Origin of the sequence: uncultured Altererythrobacter sp., assembly GCF_913057185.1 — a bacterium.
Taxonomy (GTDB): domain Bacteria; phylum Pseudomonadota; class Alphaproteobacteria; order Sphingomonadales; family Sphingomonadaceae; genus Erythrobacter; species Erythrobacter rubellus.
On record NZ_CAJXNK010000001.1, the window covers coordinates 1227806 to 1250469 of the forward strand.

Below are 22664 nucleotides of genomic sequence, written 5' to 3' on the forward strand. Positions count from 1 at the left end.
AGACCAGGATTGATCTGATACAATGGCATCACGCGCCGACAGCATTGCGAGCAATCTAAACCTCGCCAATTTCTCCAAAGCCACCGAGTTGCGTCAGCGCATCTGGTTCACGCTCGGCGCGCTCATCGTGTTCCGCTTTTTGAGCTTCGTGCCGCTGCCGGGTATCAACCCGTTGGCGCTGTCACAGCTTGCAGAGCAGACCCAGGGCGGCATTCTGGACATGTTCAACATGTTCACAGGCGGCAGCCTGGAGCGGATGAGCCTGATCGCGCTTGGAGTCATGCCTTACATTACCGCTTCGATTGTGGTGCAGATGGCATCTGCGCTCCACCCGACGCTCGCAGCCCTCAAGAAAGAGGGTACGACTGGTCGCCAGAAGCTGAACCAATACACGCGCTATGGCACAGTGTTCCTGTGTTCGATCCAGGGCTGGTTCCTGGCTGCGGGCCTGGAAAGCTTTGCTAACTCTGCTGGTCTGCAGGCTGTGGTCGATCCGGGCTATATGTTCCGTGTTGGCGCTGTGATCAGCCTTGTCGGCGGCACGATGTTCCTGCTGTGGCTGGGTGAACAGATCACCAGTCGCGGTATTGGCAATGGCGTTTCGCTGATCATTATGGCTGGCATCGTGGCGCAGTTCCCGATGTTTACCTCGAACCTGTTCGAAGGCGGCCGCACCGGTTCCATTGCGCCAGGCGTCATCATCGGCTTTATCGTGATGGTCGTTGTGCTTATCCTCATGATCAGCTTCGTTGAGCGCGCACAGCGCCGCCTGCTGATCCAGTATCCGAAACGTGCGACGCAGCGCGGCATGATGCAAGCGGACAGCTCTCACTTGCCGCTCAAGCTCAACACAGCCGGCGTTATCCCGCCGATTTTCGCCAGCTCGCTGCTCTTGCTGCCGCTGACGATTACTCAGTTCGCGGGCAATTCGCTTGATCCTACAAGCACCGGTGGCCAGACAATCCAGTCGATCGTGCAGTATCTGCAGCATGGCCAGCCGCTCTACATGACGCTCTATGCTATTCTGATCATGTTCTTCGCGTTCTTCTACACAGCGGTTGTGTTCAACCCGGAAGAGACGGCAGACAATCTGAAGAAAAACGGCGGCTTCATTCCGGGTATCCGCCCGGGCAAACGCACCGCGGATTATCTCGACTATGTGCTAACCCGTATCACTGTGGTGGGCGCAATCTATCTCACCGCGGTCTGTGTGGTTCCGGAATATATGATCGCGCAGACAGGCATTCCGCTGTTCCTTGGCGGCACCAGTCTGTTGATTGTGGTCAATGTGACAGTGGATACGATCAGCCAGGTGCAATCCCACCTGTTGGCACACCAGTATGGCGATCTTATCAAGAAGGCCAAGTTGAAGGGCCGTAAGCGCTAAGCTTTTCATTCGGGGGTAGGCGACCAGTGAACATTATTCTTCTTGGCCCTCCGGGCGCTGGTAAAGGCACCCAAAGCGGCCGCCTTGTCGCCAATCGCGGGATGAAGCAGCTCTCCACCGGAGATATGCTGCGCGAAGCGGTCAAGGCGCAGACCCCGGTGGGCATCAAGGCCAAGGCGGTTATGGATGCAGGCGAGCTGGTCTCGGACGAGATCGTCTCTGACCTGATCGATGCCGAATTGGCTGAGCTGGACGATGCAACCGGCGCAATCTTTGACGGATATCCGCGCACTGAAGCGCAGGCGGAAAGCCTGGATGAGCTGCTGACCAAGCATGGCCGCACGCTGGACTATGTGATCGAGCTCGAGGTCGATGTGGATGCTCTGGTAGAGCGTATCACGGGCCGTTTCAGCTGCGCCAATTGCGGCGCGCTGTATCACGACACAGCAAATCCACCCTCGAAAGAAGGCGTGTGCGACACTTGCGGTTCCACCGAGTTCAAGCGCCGACCGGATGACAATGAGGAAACCGTGCGTACGCGGATGCAGGAATATCGGGCCAAGACCGCGCCGATCCTGCCCGGCTATGAAGCGCGCGGCATTGTGCGGCGGGTTGATGGCATGGCGTCCATCGACGAATTAACTGCAAAGATCGACGCGATCCTTGGCTAAAGCCCCGCGCGGCGAATAGTCCTTTCCCTTGAGGCCGTGGTTGCTTAGACCAAAGTCCAAGAGGAGAGGGCCACCATGAGATTCCTGACTGTTTTCGCCGGTGCGGCATGGCTTGCAGTGTCTGGCGCTGCGCAAGCGGAAGTTGTCGCGAGCAGCGACGACGGATTTGTCACGCGAGACAGTGCGGTGGTTGATGCCACCCCGATGGAAGTCTGGCTCGCCCTGATCTCTCCAGGCAAATGGTGGAACGATGCGCATACCTGGTCGGGCGATGCAGCGAATATGACGCTCAAGCCGCAAGCGGGCGGGTGCTTTTGCGAACGGATTCCTGAAGATGTCGATGCAGACCGTGTGACGCTGGAAGGCAGCGTCGAGCATATGCGCGTGGTACAGGCCTTTCCCGAAAGGGCGCTGCGCATGCGCGGCGGACTGGGCCCGCTCCAGAGCGAGCCGGCTGGCGGCGTTTTGACGGTAGTGATCAGCGAGGCCGAGAATGGCACGCAGATCGTCTGGGAATACATCGTGGGCGGTTTCATGCGCTATGAAGTGCCGGTGATCTCGATCGCGGTGGACGGTGTCATGACGCAGCAGCTGAATGGTCTCGCCGATTTGCTGGGCCGTCTTGATGTGCCGGACGCTCCGTCGGAAGATGTCGAACCTGAAGCTGAAGGGGCTCCGGTTGAAGAATCCGCCCCTGAAGTTGACGGCGGGGAGCCCCGTCCGTCGGTCGATGAAGCCTTCAGCGATCTCAGCGACAACTAGTTTTCACCAAGCTAGCGGATTGCCGATTTTGGATATCGGGTGCTAGCTGGTATGAGGTTGAAATTTAGCGATGAGGGCCCATATAAGGCTGCGTTGTCGTTTGCGCGTGCTTGCCTGTTGACGACTCAACAGAATCACATTAAGCGCGCTCATCATTCGACATGTTCGAAATAAGTCCGGCAGGCGGCAGACGAATGCGCCCCTATCGGGCTTTTTGCCGTTTAAGCGTCAGCTTGCTCAGGTTTGCGCATGTCGATTTGTAGCGATGAGATAGGGAGGCGGACTGTTCTGTCTTGGCCCTGTGGAGCATGGAGAAGTAAGTGGCTCGTATTGCCGGGGTGAACATCCCCACAAACAAGCGCGTGATTATCGCGCTGACATATATTCACGGAATTGGCCGCACAACGGCCGTCCAGATTACTGACAAGCTGGGCATCGATCACACCAAACGTGTGCAGGATCTTTCTGATGAAGAAGTTCTGCGTATTCGTGAGACGATCGACGCTGATTACACCGTGGAAGGCGACCTACGTCGCAATACCGCGATGAACATCAAGCGCCTGATGGACCTGCGTTCATATCGCGGTCTTCGTCACCGTAACCAGCTGCCCGTTCGCGGCCAGCGTACCCACACCAACGCCCGCACCCGCAAGGGTAAGGCGAAGCCGATCGCCGGTAAGAAGAAGTAAGCGGATCGCGGTCTTCGGACCCGAGATGCTTTTCCCTTCTTTGGACGAATAAAGAGGAATACGAACCATGGCACGCGAACCCGTCAAAATCAGGCGCCGTGACAAAAAGAATATCAGCAGCGGCGTTGCGCATATCAACGCCAGCTTCAACAACACCATGATCACCATCACCGACGCACAGGGCAATGCTATCAGCTGGTCCAGCGCAGGCATGATGGGCTTCAAGGGTAGCCGTAAGTCGACACCATATGCTGCACAGGTTGCTGCGGACGATGCCGGCAAGAAAGCTGCCGAGCACGGTGTGCGTACGTTGGAAGTCGAAGTGAAGGGCCCGGGCTCGGGTCGTGAGAGCGCGCTGCGCGGTCTCGCCGCTGTCGGTTTCAACATCACATCGATCAGGGACGTGACGCCGATCCCGCACAATGGTGTGCGGCCGTCGAAGCGTCGCCGCGTCTGATCCGTTGCTGATTGGCGGCTTTCGGGCCGCCCAAACAGAGTTTCGGACCGGACGCGCTATAACCAGCGCTCCGGTCCAGTCCGCATTTGAAAACGCTGCTTAGCGAATTAGGGGAAATCCATGTCCGTCAATATGAAGAACTGGCAGGAACTTAAGAAGCCCAACACTCTCGAGATCAAAGAAGGCGGAGACAAAGGTCGCAAGGCGACTTTCGTTGCAGAACCGCTGGAGCGTGGTTTCGGTCTTACACTCGGTAACGCGCTGCGTCGCGTCCTTCTGAGCTCGCTTCAAGGTGCCGCGATCACATCGATCAAGATCGAGAACGTTCTGCACGAGTTCAGCTCGCTTGCGGGTGTTCGCGAAGACGTGACCGACATCGTTCTGAACGTGAAGCAGATCGCATTGAAGATGGAAGGCGAAGGCGCCAAGCGTCTGCAGCTTTCTGCAACCGGCCCAGCTGAAGTGAAAGCCGGCGATATCGCTGTTTCCGGCGACATTGAAGTCATGAACAAAGATCTAGTGATCTGTCACTTGGACGAAGGCGCAACGCTCAACATGGAGCTGACCGCTGACGTAGGTAAGGGCTATTCGCCCGCAATTGCCAATCGCCCGGCAGATGCGCCGATCGGCCTGATCCCGGTCGACAGCCTGTATTCACCGGTTCGCCAGGTGAGCTACAAGGTTGAGAACGCACGTGTTGGCCAAGAGCTGGACTATGACAAGCTCAGCCTCACCATCGAAACCGACGGCACAGTCACCCCTGAAGATGCGATCGCTTACGCGGCGCGCATCCTGCAGGATCAGCTGACGCTGTTCGTACACTTCGAAGACGGCATTCCGCAGCCACAGGCCGCAATGATCGGTCAGGCAGCGACTCCGCAAGAAGACGATGCGAACCAGCTTAACCGCTACCTTCTCAAGAAGGTTGACGAGCTTGAACTGTCGGTTCGTTCGGCTAACTGCCTCAAGAACGACAACATCATCTACATTGGCGATCTGGTCCAGAAGACCGAAGCCGAGATGCTGCGTACGCCGAACTTCGGCCGCAAGTCGCTCAATGAGATCAAGGAAGTGCTCTCCAGCATGGGTCTGCGCCTCGGCATGGATATCCCGGGCTGGCCACCAGAGAACATCGAAGAAATGGCCAAGAAGCTCGAACAGGAACTTCTCGGCTAAGATTGGCGAAGGTGGCGGCCACAACTTGCCACCAGGAACGGGCTACCTTGCACGGGCCCATTACGAACGAAGCGCTGATCCCCTCAGGAAAAGTCGGAACCGGTTTTCCGCCCGGAGGGGTCAGCCAGAAAGAGATAAACAATGCGTCACGGAATTTCACAGCGTAAGCTGAGCCGTAAATCGGGCCACCGTACGGCCCTGTTCCGCAACATGGCAGCGGCTCTGATCAAGCACGAGCAGATCCAGACCACATTGCCAAAGGCGAAGGAACTGCGTCCTTACGTCGAGAAGCTGATCACGCTGGCAAAGCGTGGCGGCCTGTCGAACCGTCGCCTGGCGATGAGCCGTCTGCAGGACGAAACCCAGCTGAAGAAGCTGTTTGACACTCTGGCAGAGCGCTACAGCGACCGTGAAGGCGGTTACACGCGCATCATCAAGGCCGGCTATCGCGGCAGCGACGCTGCGCAAATGGCGATCATCGAGTTTGTCGAGCGTGACGAAGACGCGAAGGGCCAGGACTCTGGTCCGGTCCAGAACGAAGAAGACATGGAAGTAGCGTAAGCGACTTCATATCCGAACAAGCAAGGGCTGGAAGGGTAACCTTCCGGCCCTTTTTTGATGTGTTTGACACACTTCAACCTTTCCCATAACAGGCGCCCAAGGCTGAGAGCGGCCTGCCGTCCGCGGGCGCAAGCCAGGGTGAACACTCTCACGATATCACAACTCATCTTCAGGCTAGCCGGGATGGCAATGCGGACTCCATCGTAATCGGCTTGAGAGCAGGAGATTGATATGATTTCGCAACACCTTCCCAATCTGGCGAATATGAAGGTGCTGGCGCGGCGATACCGCTCCATCAAACAAACGCAGGGGCGCCATGTCTCGCATTCGCGCGCGCTGGAATTGATCGCGCGTCGTTATGGTTTCTTCGATTGGAACACTGCGGCTGCACAGGCCAGAAACCTGCATACACCCGATCGTTTTCAGGCCGGACAACATGTTGCTGGCCGGTACATGGGGCACGAGTTTCAGGCGCGCGTTGTCGCATCGACACGGCTGTCGCAAGAAGAGGTGCTGATCTCCCTCGAGTTCTGGGAGCCCGTTGACGTAGTGACGTCCAAGTATTTCTCGAACAATCGCAAGCGAGTTTCGGGCAGGATCGGGATTGATGGCCGGTCTCGGGAATGCTCGTCCGGCGGCATTCCCCACCTCGAGGTGATGGAAGAAGCAAGTATGGCGCGACCTTAGTTTAACCGCAGCAAGCGATCGGGCCGGTGGAGCGATCCATCGGCCCTTTTCTTTTATCCGCGCCGGGCTAGGGTGGCGCGCATGATCCGCACATCTCTCGGCGCTCTCGCGCTACTCGCTGCCATTCCCCTCGCAACCCCAGCCGTTGCGCAAGGCGCGCAGGAACAACTCGACGCTCGCTATGACCGGGCGCTGGCTGCTGGTTACAAAGCTCTGTTCCTGTGCAGCGCGATCGCGAATGCAGAGGCCAACGGCACCATGCGAACACCCGAAAGCGTCCACGAGTGGGAGCTGACAGGCATACAGGCGCCGCTGAATGATATCGTGCGCGATTTGCCCTATGAGATCATCCGCACGCCCGAATCCGGAACGGTTGATCAAGTGCGCGTCACTTGGGCCGATGACATGGGTCCGCGTACCGCGCGCCATCAGCCGCGCTTCGGCTGCGACCTGATGCCCATTGACTCCCCCGAGTTGGAGACACGAGAGCCGCTTCGCATGCGCAATTCCAGCTCAGAATCGGGCTGGTCCTTTCCTGACAGTGTGTCCGTCAACGGATTGCCAGGCGAACTCGGCGCAAAGGCGTTCGACGGGACCTATGGCGAGGGCAGCCGCACTACATCGGTCCTGGTCGTACAGAATGGCGACATTGCGCTTGAGCGTTACGCAGAGGGTTTCAACGCTGCGACCCCGCAGCGCACCTGGTCGGTGGCCAAGTCTATCGCTGCGACGCTAGTCGGTTGGGCGGTGCAAGCCGATGACGTAACGGTCGATCAACCGGTCGGGCTGGCTTATTGGCGCACGCAAGACGATCCTCGGCGGACGATAACGATCGACCATATGCTGCGCATGGCCTCGGGGCGTTATTCAGACACGCCCGGTAACAGGACTGATCTGCTTTACTGGGGCGGAGCCACTGTGGATGAAAGCGCGACCCATTGGCCGCTCGTGCATAAACCAGGCACTGTCTATCGCTATGCCAACAATGACACGTTGATGGCTGTGAAGGCGATCCAGTCATATCTGTCTTACTATCGGCCAATGGACTTCTTCGAGAGGGTCGGGATGCACCACACGGTTGCTGAGACCGACCATCGGGGCAATTATGTGCTTTCCAGCCAGGTCTGGTCGACCGCTCGCGATCTGGCGAAGCTCGGCCAGCTATACCTAAACAACGGCGCTCTGCCTGATGGTGAGCGCCTGTTGCCTGAAAACTGGCGGCAGTATGTATCCGATCCCAGCGGCCCCCAGCCGGATGGCCCGCTTGGCTATGGCGCCGGTTGGTGGCTGCTAAACAAGCAGGATGGCATTCCGGATGATGCATTTGCAGCGCTCGGCAATCGCGGTCAGTATGTCGTGATCGTGCCCAGCCGCAACGTCGTGATCGTTCGCCGAGGCGAAGATCCGGCCGGCTATCGTTTCGATATTGCAGCCTTTACGCTCGATGTGCTGGCGACGCTTGATTAGCGGCGCAACCTAGTTAGATTTTCCTGACACCCCTGGTCGCACCCACCGGAGTAAACCGAAAATGATCCGCCCGATACTGCTGGCAGCTACAGCCGGCCTTATTGCTGCACCGCTTGCCGCAGGCACACCTACTGTTTCCGAATATCCCGAAACCTATGCGCAGGATCTGACCGAGACGTTCTTCGGCGAGGAAGTTGCAGACCCCTATCGCTGGCTCGAAGATGATGTTCGCAACAACCCTGAAGTCGCGCTGTGGGTTGAACGTCAGAACGAAGTTACCGATGCGTTCCTGAACCGGCTCGACAACCGTGACTGGTTTGCGCAGCGGATTGCCGGGCTGATGGACTTCGAACGGTTTGGAATTCCGGAAAAGGCGGGCGATAACTACTTCTACACACGCAATTCCGGGCTGCAGAACCAGTCTCAGCTTTACGTGCAGACCGGCATCGATGGCGAGCGGCGCCTGCTGATCGATCCTAATGCATGGGCGGATGATGGCGCGACAGCGCTGGCCGGGTGGGAGCCTTCGCCAGATGGCTCGCTGCTCGCTTACAGCGTGCAGGACGGCGGAACCGACTGGCGCATTATTCGCGTGATCGATGTCGCGACCGGCGAGCAACTGGGCGATGAAATCCGCTGGGCCAAATTCACCGGCATCGCCTGGGTTGGCAACGAAGGCTTTCTCTATTCGCGTTTTCCCGAACCGGAAAAGGGGCAGGATTTCCAGGCGCTCAATTACAATCAGGCGGTCTATTTCCACGCCATTGGCACCGAGCAAAGCGATGACAGGCAGGTGTTTGCAACGCCCGATCATCCGGAGCGCGGGCATTCAGCGCGCACGACGCATGACGGGCGCTGGGCCACGATGACCAGTTCGCTCGGCACGGATGATGTCTATGAAGTACATCTGATCGATCTGAAAAGGCGCGGGCGCGATCGCTGGACTGCATTGCCATTGGTAACCGGCTTCGAAAATAGCTGGTCACTGATCGCCTCGCTTGATGGGACGTTGTACTTCACCACTAATCACGATGCGCCCAAGTTCCGCATCGTTTCGATCGATCCGGATGCTCGCGCGCCTGAATGGCGGCTGGTTGTGCCGGAAACGGATGAGCCGATCTCTGGCGCTTCCATTGTCGGTACCAAACTGGTGGTCGAATATCTGCGCGACGCCGCGAGCCGTGCGGTTGTGCTCGATCTGAAGGGGGAGGGCGCCAGTGCGATCGAATTGGCGGGGCTCGGTACCGCAAGCGGATTTGGCGGATCCCCCGGTGATCCCGAAACATTTTACAGCTTTGAAAGCTTCAACCGTCCGGATTCGATCTATCGCTTGAATTTGGAAACCGGTGAGACCGAGGCTTTTGCCAGCCCCGATTTGACCTTCGTGCCTGAAGATTATGCCATCGAGCAGAAATTCTATGCTTCAAAAGACGGCACGCGCATTCCGATGTTCATCGTGCGCAAGAAGCAGCTGGCCGAGAGCGGAGAGGCCGCGCCAACCCTGCTTTATGGCTATGGCGGATTCGATATCTCGATCACGCCGGGATTCAATGCCACCCGCATGGCATGGTTGGAAGCGGGCGGCGTGTTCGTGCTCGCCAACATTCGCGGCGGGGGCGAATATGGCAAGGAATGGCACGATGCCGGTCGCCGTGCGAACAAACAGAATGTATTCGATGATTTTATCGCGGCTGGCGAATTCCTGAAATCCAATGGATACACCACGCCGAACGGCCTGGCGATCGAAGGGCGCTCCAATGGCGGCTTGTTGGTGGCCGCCGTGACTAATCAGCGTCCTGATCTGTTCGATGCCGCACACGCAGCTGTGGGGGTGATGGACATGCTGCGTTTCGATCGGTTTACCGCGGGCCGATACTGGGTCGATGACTATGGCTATCCCGACCGCGAAGAGGATTGGCGTATCCTGCGCAGCTATTCACCTTATCACAACGTGCGTGATGGAGTGGACTATCCGGCGGTCCTTGTGACTACGGCTGATACCGACGATCGCGTGGTTCCGGGGCACAGCTTCAAATACGCCGCAGCGCTGCAAGCAGCTGAACTGGGCGACAAGCCGCAGCTGATCCGGATCGAGACGCGCGCGGGGCATGGGGCGGGTAAACCGACCGATAAGGTGATTGCTGAAGGCGCAGATGTGCTTGCTTTCCTTGCGCATTTCACTGGATTGGCGATTGTTCAGGAAAAATAGGACTTTTCTGAACAATCGCTGACACGCCAGTTCAGCGAGCCATCACCCCGAATCATTTAGTTCTCTCATCACAGCCGAGGCAATCCCGCCACGGCCCAGATGAGGAGAACCTCAAATGAGCAAGACAACACAAGCATTCGCGAAGGGTGGGATCGCAACTGCAGCCGTGGGCGCACTGGCATTGGCCGGCGCGGCTCCAGCGCAAGCGAAAAACCGCGACGACAAGATTGATGCAGGCGATGTGATCGCCGGTGCGCTGATCATTGGTGGCCTTGCAGCCATCCTCGGCGGCTCGAACAACAATAACCGCTATCGCGACAACTATCGCTATCATGACCGCGATTACCGCCCGCAGGGCAACCCAGAGCGTGCGATCCAAAAATGTATCAATGCCGTAGAGCGCGATGCACGCCGGGCGGGTTACCGGTTCGCCGATGTAACCGAGATCCGCGATGTCGATCGTGAGCGTCGCGGTTGGGAAATTCGTGGGCGCCTGGTGGTTGATGAGGGACGCGGCGGTTATCGCGGCGACCGGTACCGGGATCGCAACCGCTATGATGATCGCGGATATGCCTACAACCATCGCGGCCAGAATCTTGATCAGGGACGTTTCAAATGTGAGATTCAGCGCGGTCGGGTAGTCGGCATCAATTACCGCGGTCTACGCTACCTCGATTGATCGGGAATGACTCCAACCTCCACCAGACTGGGCGGTTCAGGCTTTGCTAAGCCTGGGCCGCCTAGCTCTTCGTCATAGATTCGACGCGTTTGGTGGGCGCATACAGCAGGAGGGACCATAATGGCCCAATTTGTAAAGCTTGCGGTCGCTTCCGGCACGCTTGCCGCAGTATCTTTAATGACAGCACCAGTCGCGGCCGCAGACATTCCCGCTATTGCACCAGCGGTGCATTCTGAATTGCCGCAGTTCGATGTTTTCAGCGCGGACGCGATGACTGCCGAGCATCACCGCCGCTACCGTTATCGTGGCTACCGCCATCGCCACCGCGTTGATGCGGGTGATGTGCTGGCAGGCGTGCTGATCATCGGTGGTATCGCGGCCATTGCCAATGCTGCATCGAATTCAGAGCGCCGCGAACGCAACGAGCGCTATCGTGACTATCGCGAGGACCGCAATGACTATCGCCGTGATCGTGATGATCGCCGCGATACGCGCCGTTCGTCTGGCAGCGGGCGCGGCATCGATGGCGCGGTTGATCAATGCCTGGCGGAAATCGAGCGCGACGTCCGCGTAGACGAAGTTGAAAGCGTGGATCGGACTGGTGAAGGTTGGCGTGTAACCGGTACTATTTTCAACGGTGACCGCTTCACTTGCACGATCGGCGCGGACGGCAGGATCGAGAACGTGAACTATGGCGACAGCTTTGCGGCGCAAGATCGCTCTGGCTCTGCTCGACCACGTCAGGTGCGCGACAACCAGTTTAGCGATGATCGCTATCGCACGGCCTGGGCGCAAGTAGAACGCGAAGAACAGGTCGATCCCGATGCAGAGCTTCGCTCTCAGCAGGTTCCGGCCTATCCCGGTGGCCCGGTGGATGGCGATCTAGAGGAAAGCCCCTCGGACGATCGCTATGCAATGGCACAAGCGCCCGCGACCTAAGCCAACCTAATCTGTCGTGCTTTCCGTCTCGTCATAGGATGGAAGCGCGATTTGCCATCGGATCGCCGCGCTGCGCAGCGCGAAGCCTGCTATCCATGCCGTGCCCCATACGATGGGGTTGTCGATACCCGTGGCCATGCCGCCAACGGTTAGAGCTGCGGTGGCTGCGGCTGCAGTCACATATAGCTCTGGCCGCATGATGATTGACGGCCTGCCTGCAACAACATCGCGAATAATTCCGCCCACGCAGCCGGTGATGATCCCCATAAGTGCAGCCGGTACGGGCGGGATGCCGTATGACAGCGCCTTTGCGCTGCCGAGCACTGCATAGGCCGTAAGACCCGCGCCATCGGCATAATCGAGTAATTTGCCTTCCCACCAGCGCGTGGGTGTAAACCACGCGATCAAAGCAGTGCCGAGGCATATCGGCGCGACCCACGGGTCAGTCATCCAGAACACCGGCGCGCCGATCAACAGATCACGTACGGTGCCGCCGCCTACTCCTGTCACCAACGCAAAGAAGGCCAGCGTAACGAATGTCTGCTTGAGCTTGGCGGCAAGCAACGCGCCGGTCAGCGCAAAAATGGCAAGGCCGAGAATATCGAGCACATCGAGTACCGGGGTGAGCACTTCAGCGCCGTTCACGCGGCTAAGACCTTCGCTTTGCGGCGGCGGAACATCAGAATGCAGCCAAGCAGCGCACCGATCACACCCAGAGCGGCAAACAGGATCAGGATCGGATGGCTGGTATCTTCGCGAGTCCTCAAATCCATGATGTGCAGGCCCCACATGAAATCGAACCCGCGCCACCAACGCGTGCGTACGGCCTCGATCTGGCCGGTATCGCGCCCGATATAGATATGCGCGCCATCTTCCAGTGCGACCTGCCAAACGGGCATTTCGCGACGGAAATCGAACGGGACATTGTCGGCATCGAACGCAGTCACGCTGCGTATCTGGTCGCCTCCCTTGATCTGTTCGGCCACAATCAATCGGGCATCATTGGCGGACAGCGCGGGCAAGGCCGCCCCGCTTTGAATATCGACCCGGCGTGTGCTGCCATCCATGCCGGTAAGGATCGCCACGGCGCGGCCATCCTGCATCACGGCGCGCATTTCGCGGATCGGAAATTCTGCACTCGCCAGCGCGCTTCCTGGCAGTACCAGCGGCTGGACCGCTTGCTCTACACGCAAGTGATTGCCGCGCACTTCCTCGATCGGCTTGGCCGCCATGTAGAGGCCTGTCACCATCCACATCAGCGTGGGAAAATCCACCAGCCAGCCAAGCCAGATATGCCACCTGGCAAATTTAAGCATCGTCAGTTTAGGCACTGCTTATCCGTTCAAAAGTGTGTCGATTTCACGCGCGGCGGCGACGCAATCCAGATCGCCCCAACGCCGCCCCATGACTTGCATCCCGCATGGCAGCTCTGCACCGAGATATGAGCCTGAACCAATGGGCAGCACGGTAGCGGGCAGATTGGGGAAGGTCGCGAGACCCGCCCAGGCTAGCCCGCCAGAGGCCGGATGAGCTTCGCCATTGATGTCAATGTCGCCGCGAAAAACTGCTTCGTCGCGATGCGGGACTGCCAATACAGGGGTAGGGGGCGCGAGCACAAAGTCATAGCTTTCAAACAGATGCGCCCATGCCAATTCGTTGCGCGCTTGCAGATCTAGCAGGTCGAACCAGTCGGTTGCTGTCGCGCGTTTACCATCGGGCGAGGGGGCTCCGCGCGCCATCGCGACATTGAGCATGCGCAGATAATCCGCTTGCTGTGCTGCGAGGTCGGGGATGAGATCGCTCGTCCGGTCGATCTGCACGCCCGCCGCTTCGAGAGCGCTCAAAGCCGCTTCCATCGGTCCGCGTACGCTGTCATCCAAGGGGCTGTCAGGGTGATCAAGGATCGCAAGAATGCGGCATGACTTGAGCGGCTTCTGGCGTTCAAACAGCGGGAATTCTGCTGTCAGGCGCAAGATAATCTCGATGTCATCGGGATTGCGCGCCAGCGGCCCTGCAATCGAAAGCGCGCCATCATGCGCGTCTTTGCCTGCCATCAGCGGGTGATCATGGCCATGCTTGCTGACCAGACCCCAGCTGGTCTTGTGGCCCCAGACGCCGCAAAAATGCGCTGGCACCCGCACAGAGCCGCCAATGTCTGTGCCGTACTCGATCGGTACCATTCCGCTTGCGACCGCTGCGGCTGAACCGCCCGATGATCCACCAGGGGAACGATCGTGATTGTGCGGGTTATTGGTGCGGCCGTAGACTTCGTTGAAGCTTTGCCAGTCACTCAGGTCGATCGGCACATTGGTTTTGCCCAGAAAGACCACGCCTGCCGCCTTGAGTTGGCGTACGATCTTGGCATCTCGTCGCGCAACATAATCCTCGTGCGACTTGTGCCCCCACGTGGTGGGAAGGCCAGCGATATCAAAACTTTCCTTAATCGTCATAGGCACGCCGAACAGCGGCTGATGCTCGCTGGGGTCATCGCGATCCATAGCCTTGGCGGTCGCAATCGCGCGCTCGAAATCGCATACGGCAATGGCATTGATATGAGCGTCGAGATGTTCAATCCGCGCAATCGCATCTTCGACGGCTTCATGCGGTGAAATCTCGCCTTTGCGGATGCGTGCCGCAGTCTCCAGCGCGCCCGGCTTGTCGGTCAATTTCGGATAGGCCACACAATTCTCCCTCTCCCAGCTCGCTTCTTAGGGAGAGGAAAGGGGCTGATCAAACGCGAATTGCTAGTTGTGACGAGGCACAAAGGCACAATTACCATGATTTCCGGGTCGATGAACCTTGGGGTGGGGCAAACGATGCGTTCAATGGCTTTGGTAGTCGCAATATTTGGATTGGCGACTTGCGGTGGCTGGATTTCTTCCCTGCCGGCGGCTAGAAAACGTCTGTCGCAGCGAAATTTGTCGGAGGTATCCATCACATGTCCCAAGGCACGACGGGCTATTTTGCACTCGAGCTTGAGCAAGGCGAATGTGGCATCACCGCAGAAATACCCGACGCCAATGGTAAGGATTTCTTCCAGCGGTTCGGCGTCGAATAGTCGAAGCCGATCAAATGTGGATCGGCTTGCCTTGCACCGCCATCGCCGCTTCTTTCATCGCCTCAGCATGGGTTGGGTGCGCATGGCAGGTATAGGCGATGTCTTCTGATGTTGCGCCAAACTCCATCGCGATGCCAGCTTCGGCAATCATTGTGCCGGCAACGCTGGCGATAGACCACACGCCTAGAACGCGGTCGGTTTCTGCATCGGCGATGACCTTTACGAAGCCGTCAGGCTCGTGATTGGTTTTCGCGCGGCTGTTTGCCATCATTGGGAACTTGCCGACTTTGACTTTGGCCTTGTCGCCACATGCCTTTTCGATGGCTTGCTCGGTTGTCAGTCCAACACCGGCGATCTCGGGCCAGGTGTAGACTACGCTCGGGATCACATCGTGGTTCACGATGCCGGTCTCACCCGCGATGTTCTCAGCTACTGCGATGCCTTCATCTTCGGCCTTATGCGCCAGCATCGGGCCGGGAATCACGTCACCAATCGCCCACACGCCCTCGATTGATGTCCGGAAGGAGTGATCGGTTTCGATTTGACCGCGCTGGTTGGTTTCCAGACCGATGTTCTCAAGACCCAAACTATCGGTATTGGGCTTGCGACCGATCGACACCAGCACGCAATCAGCCTCCAGCTTCTCTTCATCGCCGCCTGCAGCTGGCTCAAGCGTCAGTGTCGCTTTCTTGCCTTTCACGGATACGCCAGTGACCTTGGTCGAAAGCTTGAACTCGATCCCTTGCTTCTTGAAGATCTTGTTTGCTTCCTTGCGAATATCGCCGTCCATTCCGGGCAGGATCTGGTCGAGGAATTCCACACAAGTCACTTCTGCACCCAAACGGCGCCACACAGAGCCAAGCTCTAGCCCAATCACACCGCCACCGATGACGACCATTTTCTTCGGAACTTTAGCGAGCTCGAGCGCACCAGTGGAATCGACCACGACTTGCTTGTCATTGTCGACCTCTACACCCGGCAGTGGAGTGACCGAAGAACCGGTGGCAATCACGATGTCTTTGGCGGTTACGGTTTCGTCGCCGACTTTTACCGTGTGCGCGTCCTGGAACGTGGCGTAGCCCTTTTTCCAGTCGACCTTGTTCTTCTTGAACAGGAACTCGATGCCCTTGGTCAGACCATCGACCGCATCGATCCGCTGTTCGTGCATTTTTCCAAGGTTGAGTTTCGGGGTCACGTCTACGCCCATGCTGGCCATAGTGCCATTGGCGGCCGCATCATAGAACTCGGACGCATGCAGCATCGCTTTTGATGGGATGCAACCCACGTTCAGGCATGTTCCGCCCAGTGTGGCGCGGCCTTCCGCACAAGCCACTTTCAGGCCCAGCTGCGCCGCGCGAATTGCTGCGACATAGCCACTCGGGCCAGCGCCGATAATCAGGACATCGTAATCGTAAGAATGGTCAGCCATTGGGGGTATTCCTTAAAGGTCGATCAGCATCCGTGTCGGATCTTCGATCGCTTCCTTGATGATCTTGAGTGCGGTCACCGCTTCGCGGCCGTCGATCAGGCGGTGGTCATAGCTCAGCGCGATATACATCATCGGCTTGATCACGACCTGGCCGTTGACCGCGACGGGGCGGTCTTCGATCCGGTGCAGGCCCAGCACAGCGCTCTGCGGCGGATTGATGATCGGGGTCGACATCAGCGATCCGAACACGCCGCCGTTAGAGATAGTGAAGGTACCGCCCGACATGTCTTCCATCGTCAGCGTGCCATCTTTGGCGCGCTTGCCGAAGTCTGCGATGTCTTTCTCGATCTGAGCAAAGCCCTTGGCATCGCAATCGCGCACCACCGGAACGACCAGCCCGTTTGGCGCGGACACTGCGACAGAGATGTCGACATAGTCGTGATAGACGATCTCATCGCCTTCGATATAGGCGTTGACCGAGGGCACATCCTTCAGCGCCAGACATGCGGCTTTCGCGAAAAAGCCCATGAATCCCAGACGGATATCGTGCTTTTTTGCGAACATGTCTTTGTACTTGCTGCGCGCTTCGATCACCGCCGACATGTCGACATCATTGAACGTAGTCAGCAGCGCGGCATTGTCTTGCGCGCCTTTCAAACGCTTGGCGATGGTCTGGCGCATCCGTGTCATCTTGACGCGCTCAGTTTTGCGATCACCTGCTGCTACAGCAGCGGCAGGCGCCGGTGCCGCGGCCGGTGCAGATGCGCTCTCGCCATCGCGCTTGTTGCGCGCTGCGGCCAGAACATCTTCCTTGGTCAAGCGACCGTCCTTGCCGGTACCCTTGATCGTCGTCGGATCGACCCCGTGTTCCAGTACGGCGCGGCGCACCGCCGGCGACATGGTGATGGAATCGCTGCTACCAGAGGTATCTTCTTTCGCTGCAGCCGGGGCAGGGGCGCTTTCCTTGCTTTCAGCCTTCTTGGCCGGTGCGCCGGAGCCTTCTTCGATGATCGCGATCACTGCGCCGACTTCAACGGTGTCGCCAACCGCAACCTTGTGCTCGCCGATCACACCCGCGACAGGCGAAGGTACGTCAACCGCGACCTTATCTGTCTCTAGCGAAACAATCGGCTCATCGGCCTCTACCGTGTCGCCCGGCTGCTTCAGCCATTCGCCAACGCTCGCTTCGGTGACTGATTCACCCAGAGTTGGTACTGTAACTTCTGTGGCCATGATGTGGTCCTTAGCCCTTAGACTTACTGGAATTGGTTTTGCTGTTCAGGCCCAGTGCTTCCGCGATTAGCGCTTCCTGCTGTTCCTGATGCCGTTTTGCGAGACCTGTCGCTGGCGAAGCGGATGCATCGCGCCCGGCATAGATCGGTCGCAAGCCGGGATGACCAGCATCGCTCAACGATTGCTCGATCAGCCGATCAACGAAGAACCATGAACCATTGTTCTTTGGCTCTTCCTGACACCAGACAACGTCCTCAAGCTTTTTCATACGCTTGAGGCGCACCGCAAGCGCATCGCCGGGGAAGGGGTACAATTGTTCGATCCGGATGATCGAGACATCGTCGAGCCTTTCCTCGTCCCGCTTCTGCATTAGATCGTAAGCGACTTTGCCGCTGCACAGTACCAGACGCTTTACCTTCGTGTCTGCAATATCTGTCATGTCAGACTTGATCCGCATGAAGTGATGGTCTCCCATGAACTCGTCTGCGCTGCTCTTGGCGAGGGGATGGCGCAGCAAGCTCTTGGGCGTCATGATGATCAGCGGTTTGCGGAAATCGCGATGCATCTGGCGGCGAAGCACATGGAAGTAATTCGCCGGCGTTGTGATGTTGCAGACCTGGATATTGTCATTCGCACATAGCTGAAGGAAACGCTCAAGCCGCGCAGAACTGTGCTCTGGCCCTTGACCTTCATATCCATGCGGCAACAGCATCACGAGCCCGTTTGCGCGCAACCATTTGGCTTCGCCGCTCGCGATGAACTGGTCGATCATGATCTGTGCACCATTGGCGAAATCGCCAAACTGCGCTTCCCAAAGGACCAGTGTTTTCGGGTCTGCCATGGCAAAGCCATATTCAAAACCGAGCACGCCATATTCGGACAGCGGGCTGTCATAGACTTCGAACTTGCCATGCGGCAGCTGACACAGCGGCAGGTATTTGTCCTCGGTCTTCTGGTCGACCCAGACTGCGTGGCGCTGGCTGAAGGTGCCGCGGCCCGAATCCTGTCCGGACAGGCGCACGCCGTATCCTTCGGTTACGAGGCTGCCGAATGCGAGCGCTTCCGCAGTCGCCCAGTCGAAACCGTCACCGCTCTCGAACATGTCTGCGCGGCCCTTGATCACGCGCTGCAGCGTGCGGTGCGCGTTCAGATCATCCGGGATCGTCGTCAATGTTCGGCCCAAACTGTCGAACAGCTTCTTTTCGATCGCCGTTTCAATGTTGCGCCGCGAACCTTCGGGGTCGGCCGGTTTGTTCAGGCCCGCCCAGCGTCCGCCGAACCAGTCGGCTTCATTGGCCTTGTAGCTTTTGGCTGCTTCAAACTCTTCGTCGAGCAATGCGGTGAAGTCGTCGCGCAATTTAGGCGTATAGCCTTTTTCGATCACGCCTTCTTCAATCAAGCGCTCTGCATAGAGATAGCTGACCTTTTTGTGCTTGCCGATCGCGTCATACATCAACGGCTGCGTAAATTTCGGCTCGTCCCCCTCGTTATGGCCGAAGCGGCGATAGCACCACATGTCGATCACGATATCGCGCTTGAAGCGATGACGATAATCGACCGCGAGCTTGCACGCGAAGGTCACGGCCTCTGGATCATCGCCATTGACGTGCAGGATGGGTGCCTGAACGCCCTTGGCAACGTCAGACGGGTAAGGTGATCCGCGCGAGAATTTGGGCGCGGTCGTAAAACCGATCTGGTTGTTGATGATAAAGTGCAGGCAACCGCCAGTGTTGTAACCGTTGATGCCCGTAAGGCTCAGGCTTTCCCACACCACGCCTTGCCCTGCGAATGCTGCGTCACCGTGGATCAGCACTGGCAAGACTTGCTCGTGCTTGTCCAGGTCGCCGCGGATCGCTTGCTGCGCGCGGGCTTTGCCCAGGACCACCGGATTAACCGCTTCAAGGTGAGACGGGTTGGGGACCAGGCTCATATGCACTTCGATCCCGTCAAATTCACGATCGGTGCTGGTGCCCAGGTGATATTTCACGTCGCCAGAGCCGCCTACGTCTTCCGGGCTGGCAGAACCGCCGGAAAATTCGTGGAAGATCACCTTGTAAGGCTTGGCCATCACATTGGCGAGCACGTTCAATCGGCCGCGGTGCGCCATGCCATAGATGATTTCGCGCACGCCGGCTTGGCCGCCATGCTTGATCACCGCCTCCAGGGCAGGGATCATCGCTTCGCCGCCATCCAGGCCGAAACGCTTGGTGCCAACGTATTTCTTGCCGAGGAAATTTTCATATTCCTCGCCGCGAACCACAGCGGCCAGGATCGCGCGTTTGCCTTCGTCGGTGAACTGGATCGTTTCACCCGGGCTTTCGAACTTGTCCTGCAGGAAACGCCGCTCTTCTGTGTCGGCAATGTGCATGTATTCAAGGCCAACCTTGCCGCAATAGGCCGCGCGCAAAGTGTCATAGAGTTCGCGAACGGTCGTCCATTCCAGACCCAATACGCCGCCAACATAGACTTCCTGATCTTCATTGCCGGCAAGCCCGTGAAAATCGAGTGTTAGGTCGTTTGGTGTCTCATGGCTGTGCAGACCAAGTGGATCCAGATCCGCCGCCATATGGCCGCGCACACGATATAGCCGCACCAGAGTCATCGCCGCTATCGATAGGCTCGCCGCCTTTTCGACCGCTTTGGGGTCAGTTGGCTTGCCAGCCGCCGCGGCAGCTTGTTTGACCTCTGCCTTGAGCGTCGTGGGATCAAGCGCAGCTGTCAGGTCTGCGCCTGAATCCGCAACGGTTTCCAGCCAGCGCGGATTGCCCCAGCTGGGCCCCTGTTGAGGGACTTCCTGGTCGCCCATTTCAGGCAGAAACTCGTGGTTTTCGTTACCCATTTCGGTCTCCGGGGAGGAGGAAAAGTTAAGCCAGTTCTTTCAGTAGCGCGTCGAGCGTTGTGCCAAGTTCGCTGGGGCTTGGCGATACGCGGATACCCGCAGCTTCCATCGCTGCGATCTTGGCATCCGCGCCGCCCTGGCCGCCCGATACGATTGCGCCAGCATGGCCCATCCGGCGGCCCGGAGGCGCTGTGCGGCCAGCAATAAAGCCAACCATCGGCTTTTTGCGGCCTTTCTTTGCTTCATTGGCGATGAATTCAGCGGCTTCTTCTTCCGCGCTGCCGCCGATCTCGCCGATCATGATGATCGACTTGGTTTCATCATCGTCCAGGAACATGTCGAGCACGTCTATGAAGTTGGTGCCGTTCACGGGGTCACCGCCGATGCCCACCGCGGTGGTCTGGCCAAGACCAACCATAGTTGTCTGGTGGACGGCTTCGTAAGTGAGCGTGCCGGAACGTGAGACAACGCCGACGCTGCCCTTTTTGAAGATGCTGCCCGGCATAATGCCGATCTTGCATTCGCCCGGTGTCAGAACACCCGGGCAGTTCGGGCCGATCAGGCGCGATTTGGAACCTTGCAGCGCGCGCTTCACGCGAACCATGTCGAGCACCGGAATGCCTTCGGTGATGGCAACGATCAGCTCGATCTCTGCATCGATCGCTTCAAGGATCGCGTCCGCCGCGAACGGAGGCGGCACGTAAATGCACGAAGCGGTCGCGCCGGTTGCCGCCTTCGCATCGCCAACCGTGTTGAACTGCGGAATGCCGATATGCTCGGTGCCGCCTTTGCCAGGCGTAACACCTGCCACCATCTGCGTGCCGTAAGCGACAGCTTGCTCTGTGTGGAACGTACCTGTGTTACCGGTCATCCCTTGCGTGATGACCTTGGTGTCCTTGTTGACGAGGATAGACATTCACAAAACTCCGTCTTTCTAATTCGGTTCAGCCAAGCCACACGCCACGTTCGTAGACGCGCAGAGAGTATTCATTGGTGCGCATCATCGCGCGGGTTTTGGCGCTGAGGGAAAAATGCGCCCGCGCACCATCGACAAAAGTGTTGACATCGAATGCTGTTCGATAGGGATCGTTCTGACTGGCAACAGCCAGATCGAAACACGCGCGTGCGATTTCAACATTGGCATCCGTATCGCCATCTGGCCCTTCGAGTGCGGCATAGGTGCGGATCAGGCGCGACTTGCTTTGTGCGCGCCAATTGACGCAAGCGCGGTACTCGGTTCCGTCAGCCAGCGTTACCACTTGCGTGTCAGAACAATAGACACGCCGCTCGGGCGCGACATTGGGAGCAAAATCCTCGCCAATTTCCGCACGATGAACCTCACGTGCGGCTGCGGGGAATGCGGACAGCGCAAGGAGGCAAAGAAGGGAAACCTGCTTAAGCAAGGCTGCTATCAAGCCCCTTGCACACCTCGAGCAGTTCCTCGACCGCGTCGGTGCTGACCTTGAGATTCGCTTTCTCTTCGTCGCTGAGTTCGATCTCGATCACTTCTTCGGTGCCGCCTGCGCCGATCACTGTCGGAACGCCGACATAGAGCCCGTCGAGGCCGTATTTGCCTTCGACATAGCTCGCACACGGCAGGATGCGCTTCTGATCGCCGAGGTATGCTTCGGCCATCGCGATCGCGCTGGTGGCAGGCGCGTAATAGGCCGAGCCATTGCCGAGCAGCTGGACGATTTCGCCGCCGCCTGCGCGCGTGCGCTTTACGATTTCATCAATGCGGTCTGCGGGCACGCCCTTGATCTTAGCATAGTCATTCACCGGAATGCCGTTGATCGTGGTGTAGCTGGTGACCGGGACCATAGTGTCGCCGTGGCCGCCGAGGACGAATGCGTTGACGTCCTTGACCGAGCATCCGAATTCCCATGCGAGGAAGGTCGCAAAGCGCGCGCTGTCGAGCACGCCTGCCATGCCGACGACCTTGTTGTGCGGCAGGCCGCTGAATTCGCGCAGCGCCCAGACCATCGCATCAAGCGGGTTGGTGATGCAGATCACAAATGCGTCAGGGCAGTTGTTCTTGATGCCTTCGCCGACCGACTTCATCACCTTGAGGTTGATGCCTAGCAGATCGTCACGGCTCATGCCCGGCTTGCGCGGCACACCAGCGGTCACGATCACTACATCTGCATCCGCGATGTCGGCATAGTCGTTCGAACCCTTGATATTCGCGTCAAAGCCTTCGATCGGGCCGCATTGCGACAGATCCAGTGCCTTGCCCTGCGGCATGCCTTCCGCGATGTCGAAGAGGACGATATCGCCCATTTGCTTCTTCGCCGCGAGGTGGGCGAGCGTGCCGCCGATCATGCCGGCGCCGATGAGCGCGATCTTTTTACGAGCCATGGTGAGGGAAAATCCTTTCCGCGATTAATGCATCAGACGCATAAAAACTGCCTAGCCACATTG

At 58.2% G+C, this 22664-nt stretch carries 21 protein-coding genes; 12 read left to right on the forward strand and 9 right to left on the reverse strand.

Going from position 1 to position 22664, the window contains the following annotated elements; genetic code table 11:
- The first annotated feature begins 22 nt into the window (after positions 1–22).
- The 12 genes from secY to QZ487_RS06265 all read left to right on the forward strand — a co-directional run bounded on the left by secY (position 23) and on the right by QZ487_RS06265 (position 11684).
- Positions 23–1387, forward strand: coding sequence for a preprotein translocase subunit SecY (gene secY, locus QZ487_RS06210; protein ID WP_285976881.1), 1365 nt, complete (start codon positions 23–25; stop codon positions 1385–1387).
- A 26-nt stretch (positions 1388–1413) separates the two neighbouring features.
- Positions 1414–2058, forward strand: coding sequence for an adenylate kinase (locus QZ487_RS06215; protein WP_285976882.1), 645 nt, complete (start codon positions 1414–1416; stop codon positions 2056–2058).
- 75 nt (positions 2059–2133) lie between these two features.
- On the forward strand, positions 2134–2820 hold the full coding sequence (locus QZ487_RS06220) for an SRPBCC family protein (RefSeq protein WP_285976883.1): 687 nt from the start codon (positions 2134–2136) through the stop codon (positions 2818–2820).
- 320 nt (positions 2821–3140) lie between these two features.
- Positions 3141–3509, forward strand: a complete 369-nt coding sequence (gene rpsM, locus QZ487_RS06225) for a 30S ribosomal protein S13 (RefSeq protein WP_285976884.1) — start codon at positions 3141–3143, stop codon at positions 3507–3509.
- A 67-nt stretch (positions 3510–3576) separates the two neighbouring features.
- Positions 3577–3966: a 30S ribosomal protein S11 gene (rpsK, locus tag QZ487_RS06230; protein ID WP_285976885.1), complete on the forward strand. Its 390-nt coding sequence runs from the start codon at positions 3577–3579 to the stop codon at positions 3964–3966.
- Positions 3967–4086: 120 nt separating this feature from the next.
- A complete protein-coding gene (locus QZ487_RS06235; protein WP_285976886.1) occupies positions 4087–5142 on the forward strand; it encodes a DNA-directed RNA polymerase subunit alpha in 1056 nt (351 codons plus the stop codon).
- Positions 5143–5283: 141 nt separating this feature from the next.
- Complete coding sequence (gene rplQ / locus QZ487_RS06240; protein ID WP_296023811.1) at positions 5284–5703, forward strand: 50S ribosomal protein L17; 420 nt, start codon at positions 5284–5286, stop codon at positions 5701–5703.
- A 231-nt stretch (positions 5704–5934) separates the two neighbouring features.
- A complete protein-coding gene (locus tag QZ487_RS06245) occupies positions 5935–6390 on the forward strand; it encodes a glyoxalase superfamily protein (RefSeq protein WP_296023812.1) in 456 nt (151 codons plus the stop codon).
- A gap of 81 nt (positions 6391–6471) precedes the next feature.
- Positions 6472–7857: a serine hydrolase gene (locus tag QZ487_RS06250; RefSeq protein WP_296023813.1), complete on the forward strand. Its 1386-nt coding sequence runs from the start codon at positions 6472–6474 to the stop codon at positions 7855–7857.
- A 61-nt stretch (positions 7858–7918) separates the two neighbouring features.
- Complete coding sequence (locus QZ487_RS06255; RefSeq protein WP_296023814.1) at positions 7919–10066, forward strand: prolyl oligopeptidase family serine peptidase; 2148 nt, start codon at positions 7919–7921, stop codon at positions 10064–10066.
- Between the two features lie 115 nt (positions 10067–10181).
- Positions 10182–10745: a hypothetical protein gene (locus QZ487_RS06260; RefSeq protein WP_296023815.1), complete on the forward strand. Its 564-nt coding sequence runs from the start codon at positions 10182–10184 to the stop codon at positions 10743–10745.
- Between the two features lie 120 nt (positions 10746–10865).
- Positions 10866–11684, forward strand: coding sequence for a hypothetical protein (locus QZ487_RS06265; RefSeq protein ID WP_296023817.1), 819 nt, complete (start codon positions 10866–10868; stop codon positions 11682–11684).
- 6 nt (positions 11685–11690) lie between these two features.
- On the opposite strand, the gene QZ487_RS06270 is transcribed toward QZ487_RS06265, so the two are convergent.
- From QZ487_RS06270 to mdh, 9 genes are all read right to left on the reverse strand, one after another.
- On the reverse strand, positions 11691–12329 hold the full coding sequence (locus QZ487_RS06270) for a trimeric intracellular cation channel family protein (RefSeq protein WP_285976893.1): 639 nt from the start codon (positions 12327–12329) through the stop codon (positions 11691–11693).
- Positions 12326–13015: a hypothetical protein gene (locus QZ487_RS06275; protein ID WP_296023818.1), complete on the reverse strand. Its 690-nt coding sequence runs from the start codon at positions 13013–13015 to the stop codon at positions 12326–12328. Before QZ487_RS06275 ends, QZ487_RS06270 begins: the two co-directional genes overlap by 4 nt.
- A 3-nt stretch (positions 13016–13018) precedes the next feature.
- Positions 13019–14365, reverse strand: a complete 1347-nt coding sequence (locus QZ487_RS06280; RefSeq protein ID WP_296023819.1) for an amidase family protein — start codon at positions 14363–14365, stop codon at positions 13019–13021.
- Positions 14366–14752: 387 nt separating this feature from the next.
- Entirely contained in the window at positions 14753–16171 is a 1419-nt protein-coding gene (gene lpdA / locus QZ487_RS06285; RefSeq protein ID WP_285976896.1) for a dihydrolipoyl dehydrogenase, read from the reverse strand.
- Between the two features lie 12 nt (positions 16172–16183).
- Positions 16184–17404: a 2-oxoglutarate dehydrogenase complex dihydrolipoyllysine-residue succinyltransferase gene (odhB, locus tag QZ487_RS06290; RefSeq protein ID WP_285976897.1), complete on the reverse strand. Its 1221-nt coding sequence runs from the start codon at positions 17402–17404 to the stop codon at positions 16184–16186.
- 10 nt (positions 17405–17414) lie between these two features.
- Complete coding sequence (locus QZ487_RS06295; protein ID WP_285976898.1) at positions 17415–20243, reverse strand: 2-oxoglutarate dehydrogenase E1 component; 2829 nt, start codon at positions 20241–20243, stop codon at positions 17415–17417.
- A 25-nt stretch (positions 20244–20268) separates the two neighbouring features.
- Positions 20269–21159 (reverse strand): succinate--CoA ligase subunit alpha, encoded by an 891-nt coding sequence (sucD, locus tag QZ487_RS06300; RefSeq protein WP_296023821.1) that lies wholly within the window; start codon positions 21157–21159, stop codon positions 20269–20271.
- 28 nt (positions 21160–21187) lie between these two features.
- Complete coding sequence (locus QZ487_RS06305; protein ID WP_285976900.1) at positions 21188–21646, reverse strand: hypothetical protein; 459 nt, start codon at positions 21644–21646, stop codon at positions 21188–21190.
- Positions 21639–22601, reverse strand: coding sequence for a malate dehydrogenase (gene mdh, locus QZ487_RS06310; RefSeq protein ID WP_296023822.1), 963 nt, complete (start codon positions 22599–22601; stop codon positions 21639–21641). The genes QZ487_RS06305 and mdh overlap by 8 nt, the downstream gene beginning before the upstream one ends.
- Positions 22602–22664: the final 63 nt, after the last annotated feature.

What these genes read in the sequence shown, in the direction of transcription:
- rplQ (WP_296023811.1), top strand. Translation starts at nt 5,284, where the DNA reads ATGCGTCACGGAATTTCACAGCGTAAGCTGAGCCGTAAATCGGGCCAC.
- odhB (WP_285976897.1), bottom strand. Translation starts at nt 17,404, where the DNA reads ATGGCCACAGAAGTTACAGTACCAACTCTGGGTGAATCAGTCACCGAA.
- QZ487_RS06250 (WP_296023813.1), top strand. Translation starts at nt 6,472, where the DNA reads ATGATCCGCACATCTCTCGGCGCTCTCGCGCTACTCGCTGCCATTCCC.
- QZ487_RS06220 (WP_285976883.1), top strand. Translation starts at nt 2,134, where the DNA reads ATGAGATTCCTGACTGTTTTCGCCGGTGCGGCATGGCTTGCAGTGTCT.
- QZ487_RS06265 (WP_296023817.1), top strand. Translation starts at nt 10,866, where the DNA reads ATGGCCCAATTTGTAAAGCTTGCGGTCGCTTCCGGCACGCTTGCCGCA.
- secY (WP_285976881.1), top strand. Translation starts at nt 23, where the DNA reads ATGGCATCACGCGCCGACAGCATTGCGAGCAATCTAAACCTCGCCAAT.
- mdh (WP_296023822.1), bottom strand. Translation starts at nt 22,601, where the DNA reads ATGGCTCGTAAAAAGATCGCGCTCATCGGCGCCGGCATGATCGGCGGC.
- QZ487_RS06235 (WP_285976886.1), top strand. Translation starts at nt 4,087, where the DNA reads ATGTCCGTCAATATGAAGAACTGGCAGGAACTTAAGAAGCCCAACACT.
- lpdA (WP_285976896.1), bottom strand. Translation starts at nt 16,171, where the DNA reads ATGGCTGACCATTCTTACGATTACGATGTCCTGATTATCGGCGCTGGC.
- QZ487_RS06295 (WP_285976898.1), bottom strand. Translation starts at nt 20,243, where the DNA reads ATGGGTAACGAAAACCACGAGTTTCTGCCTGAAATGGGCGACCAGGAA.
- QZ487_RS06260 (WP_296023815.1), top strand. Translation starts at nt 10,182, where the DNA reads ATGAGCAAGACAACACAAGCATTCGCGAAGGGTGGGATCGCAACTGCA.
- QZ487_RS06255 (WP_296023814.1), top strand. Translation starts at nt 7,919, where the DNA reads ATGATCCGCCCGATACTGCTGGCAGCTACAGCCGGCCTTATTGCTGCA.
- sucD (WP_296023821.1), bottom strand. Translation starts at nt 21,159, where the DNA reads ATGTCTATCCTCGTCAACAAGGACACCAAGGTCATCACGCAAGGGATG.
- QZ487_RS06245 (WP_296023812.1), top strand. Translation starts at nt 5,935, where the DNA reads ATGATTTCGCAACACCTTCCCAATCTGGCGAATATGAAGGTGCTGGCG.
- rpsK (WP_285976885.1), top strand. Translation starts at nt 3,577, where the DNA reads ATGGCACGCGAACCCGTCAAAATCAGGCGCCGTGACAAAAAGAATATC.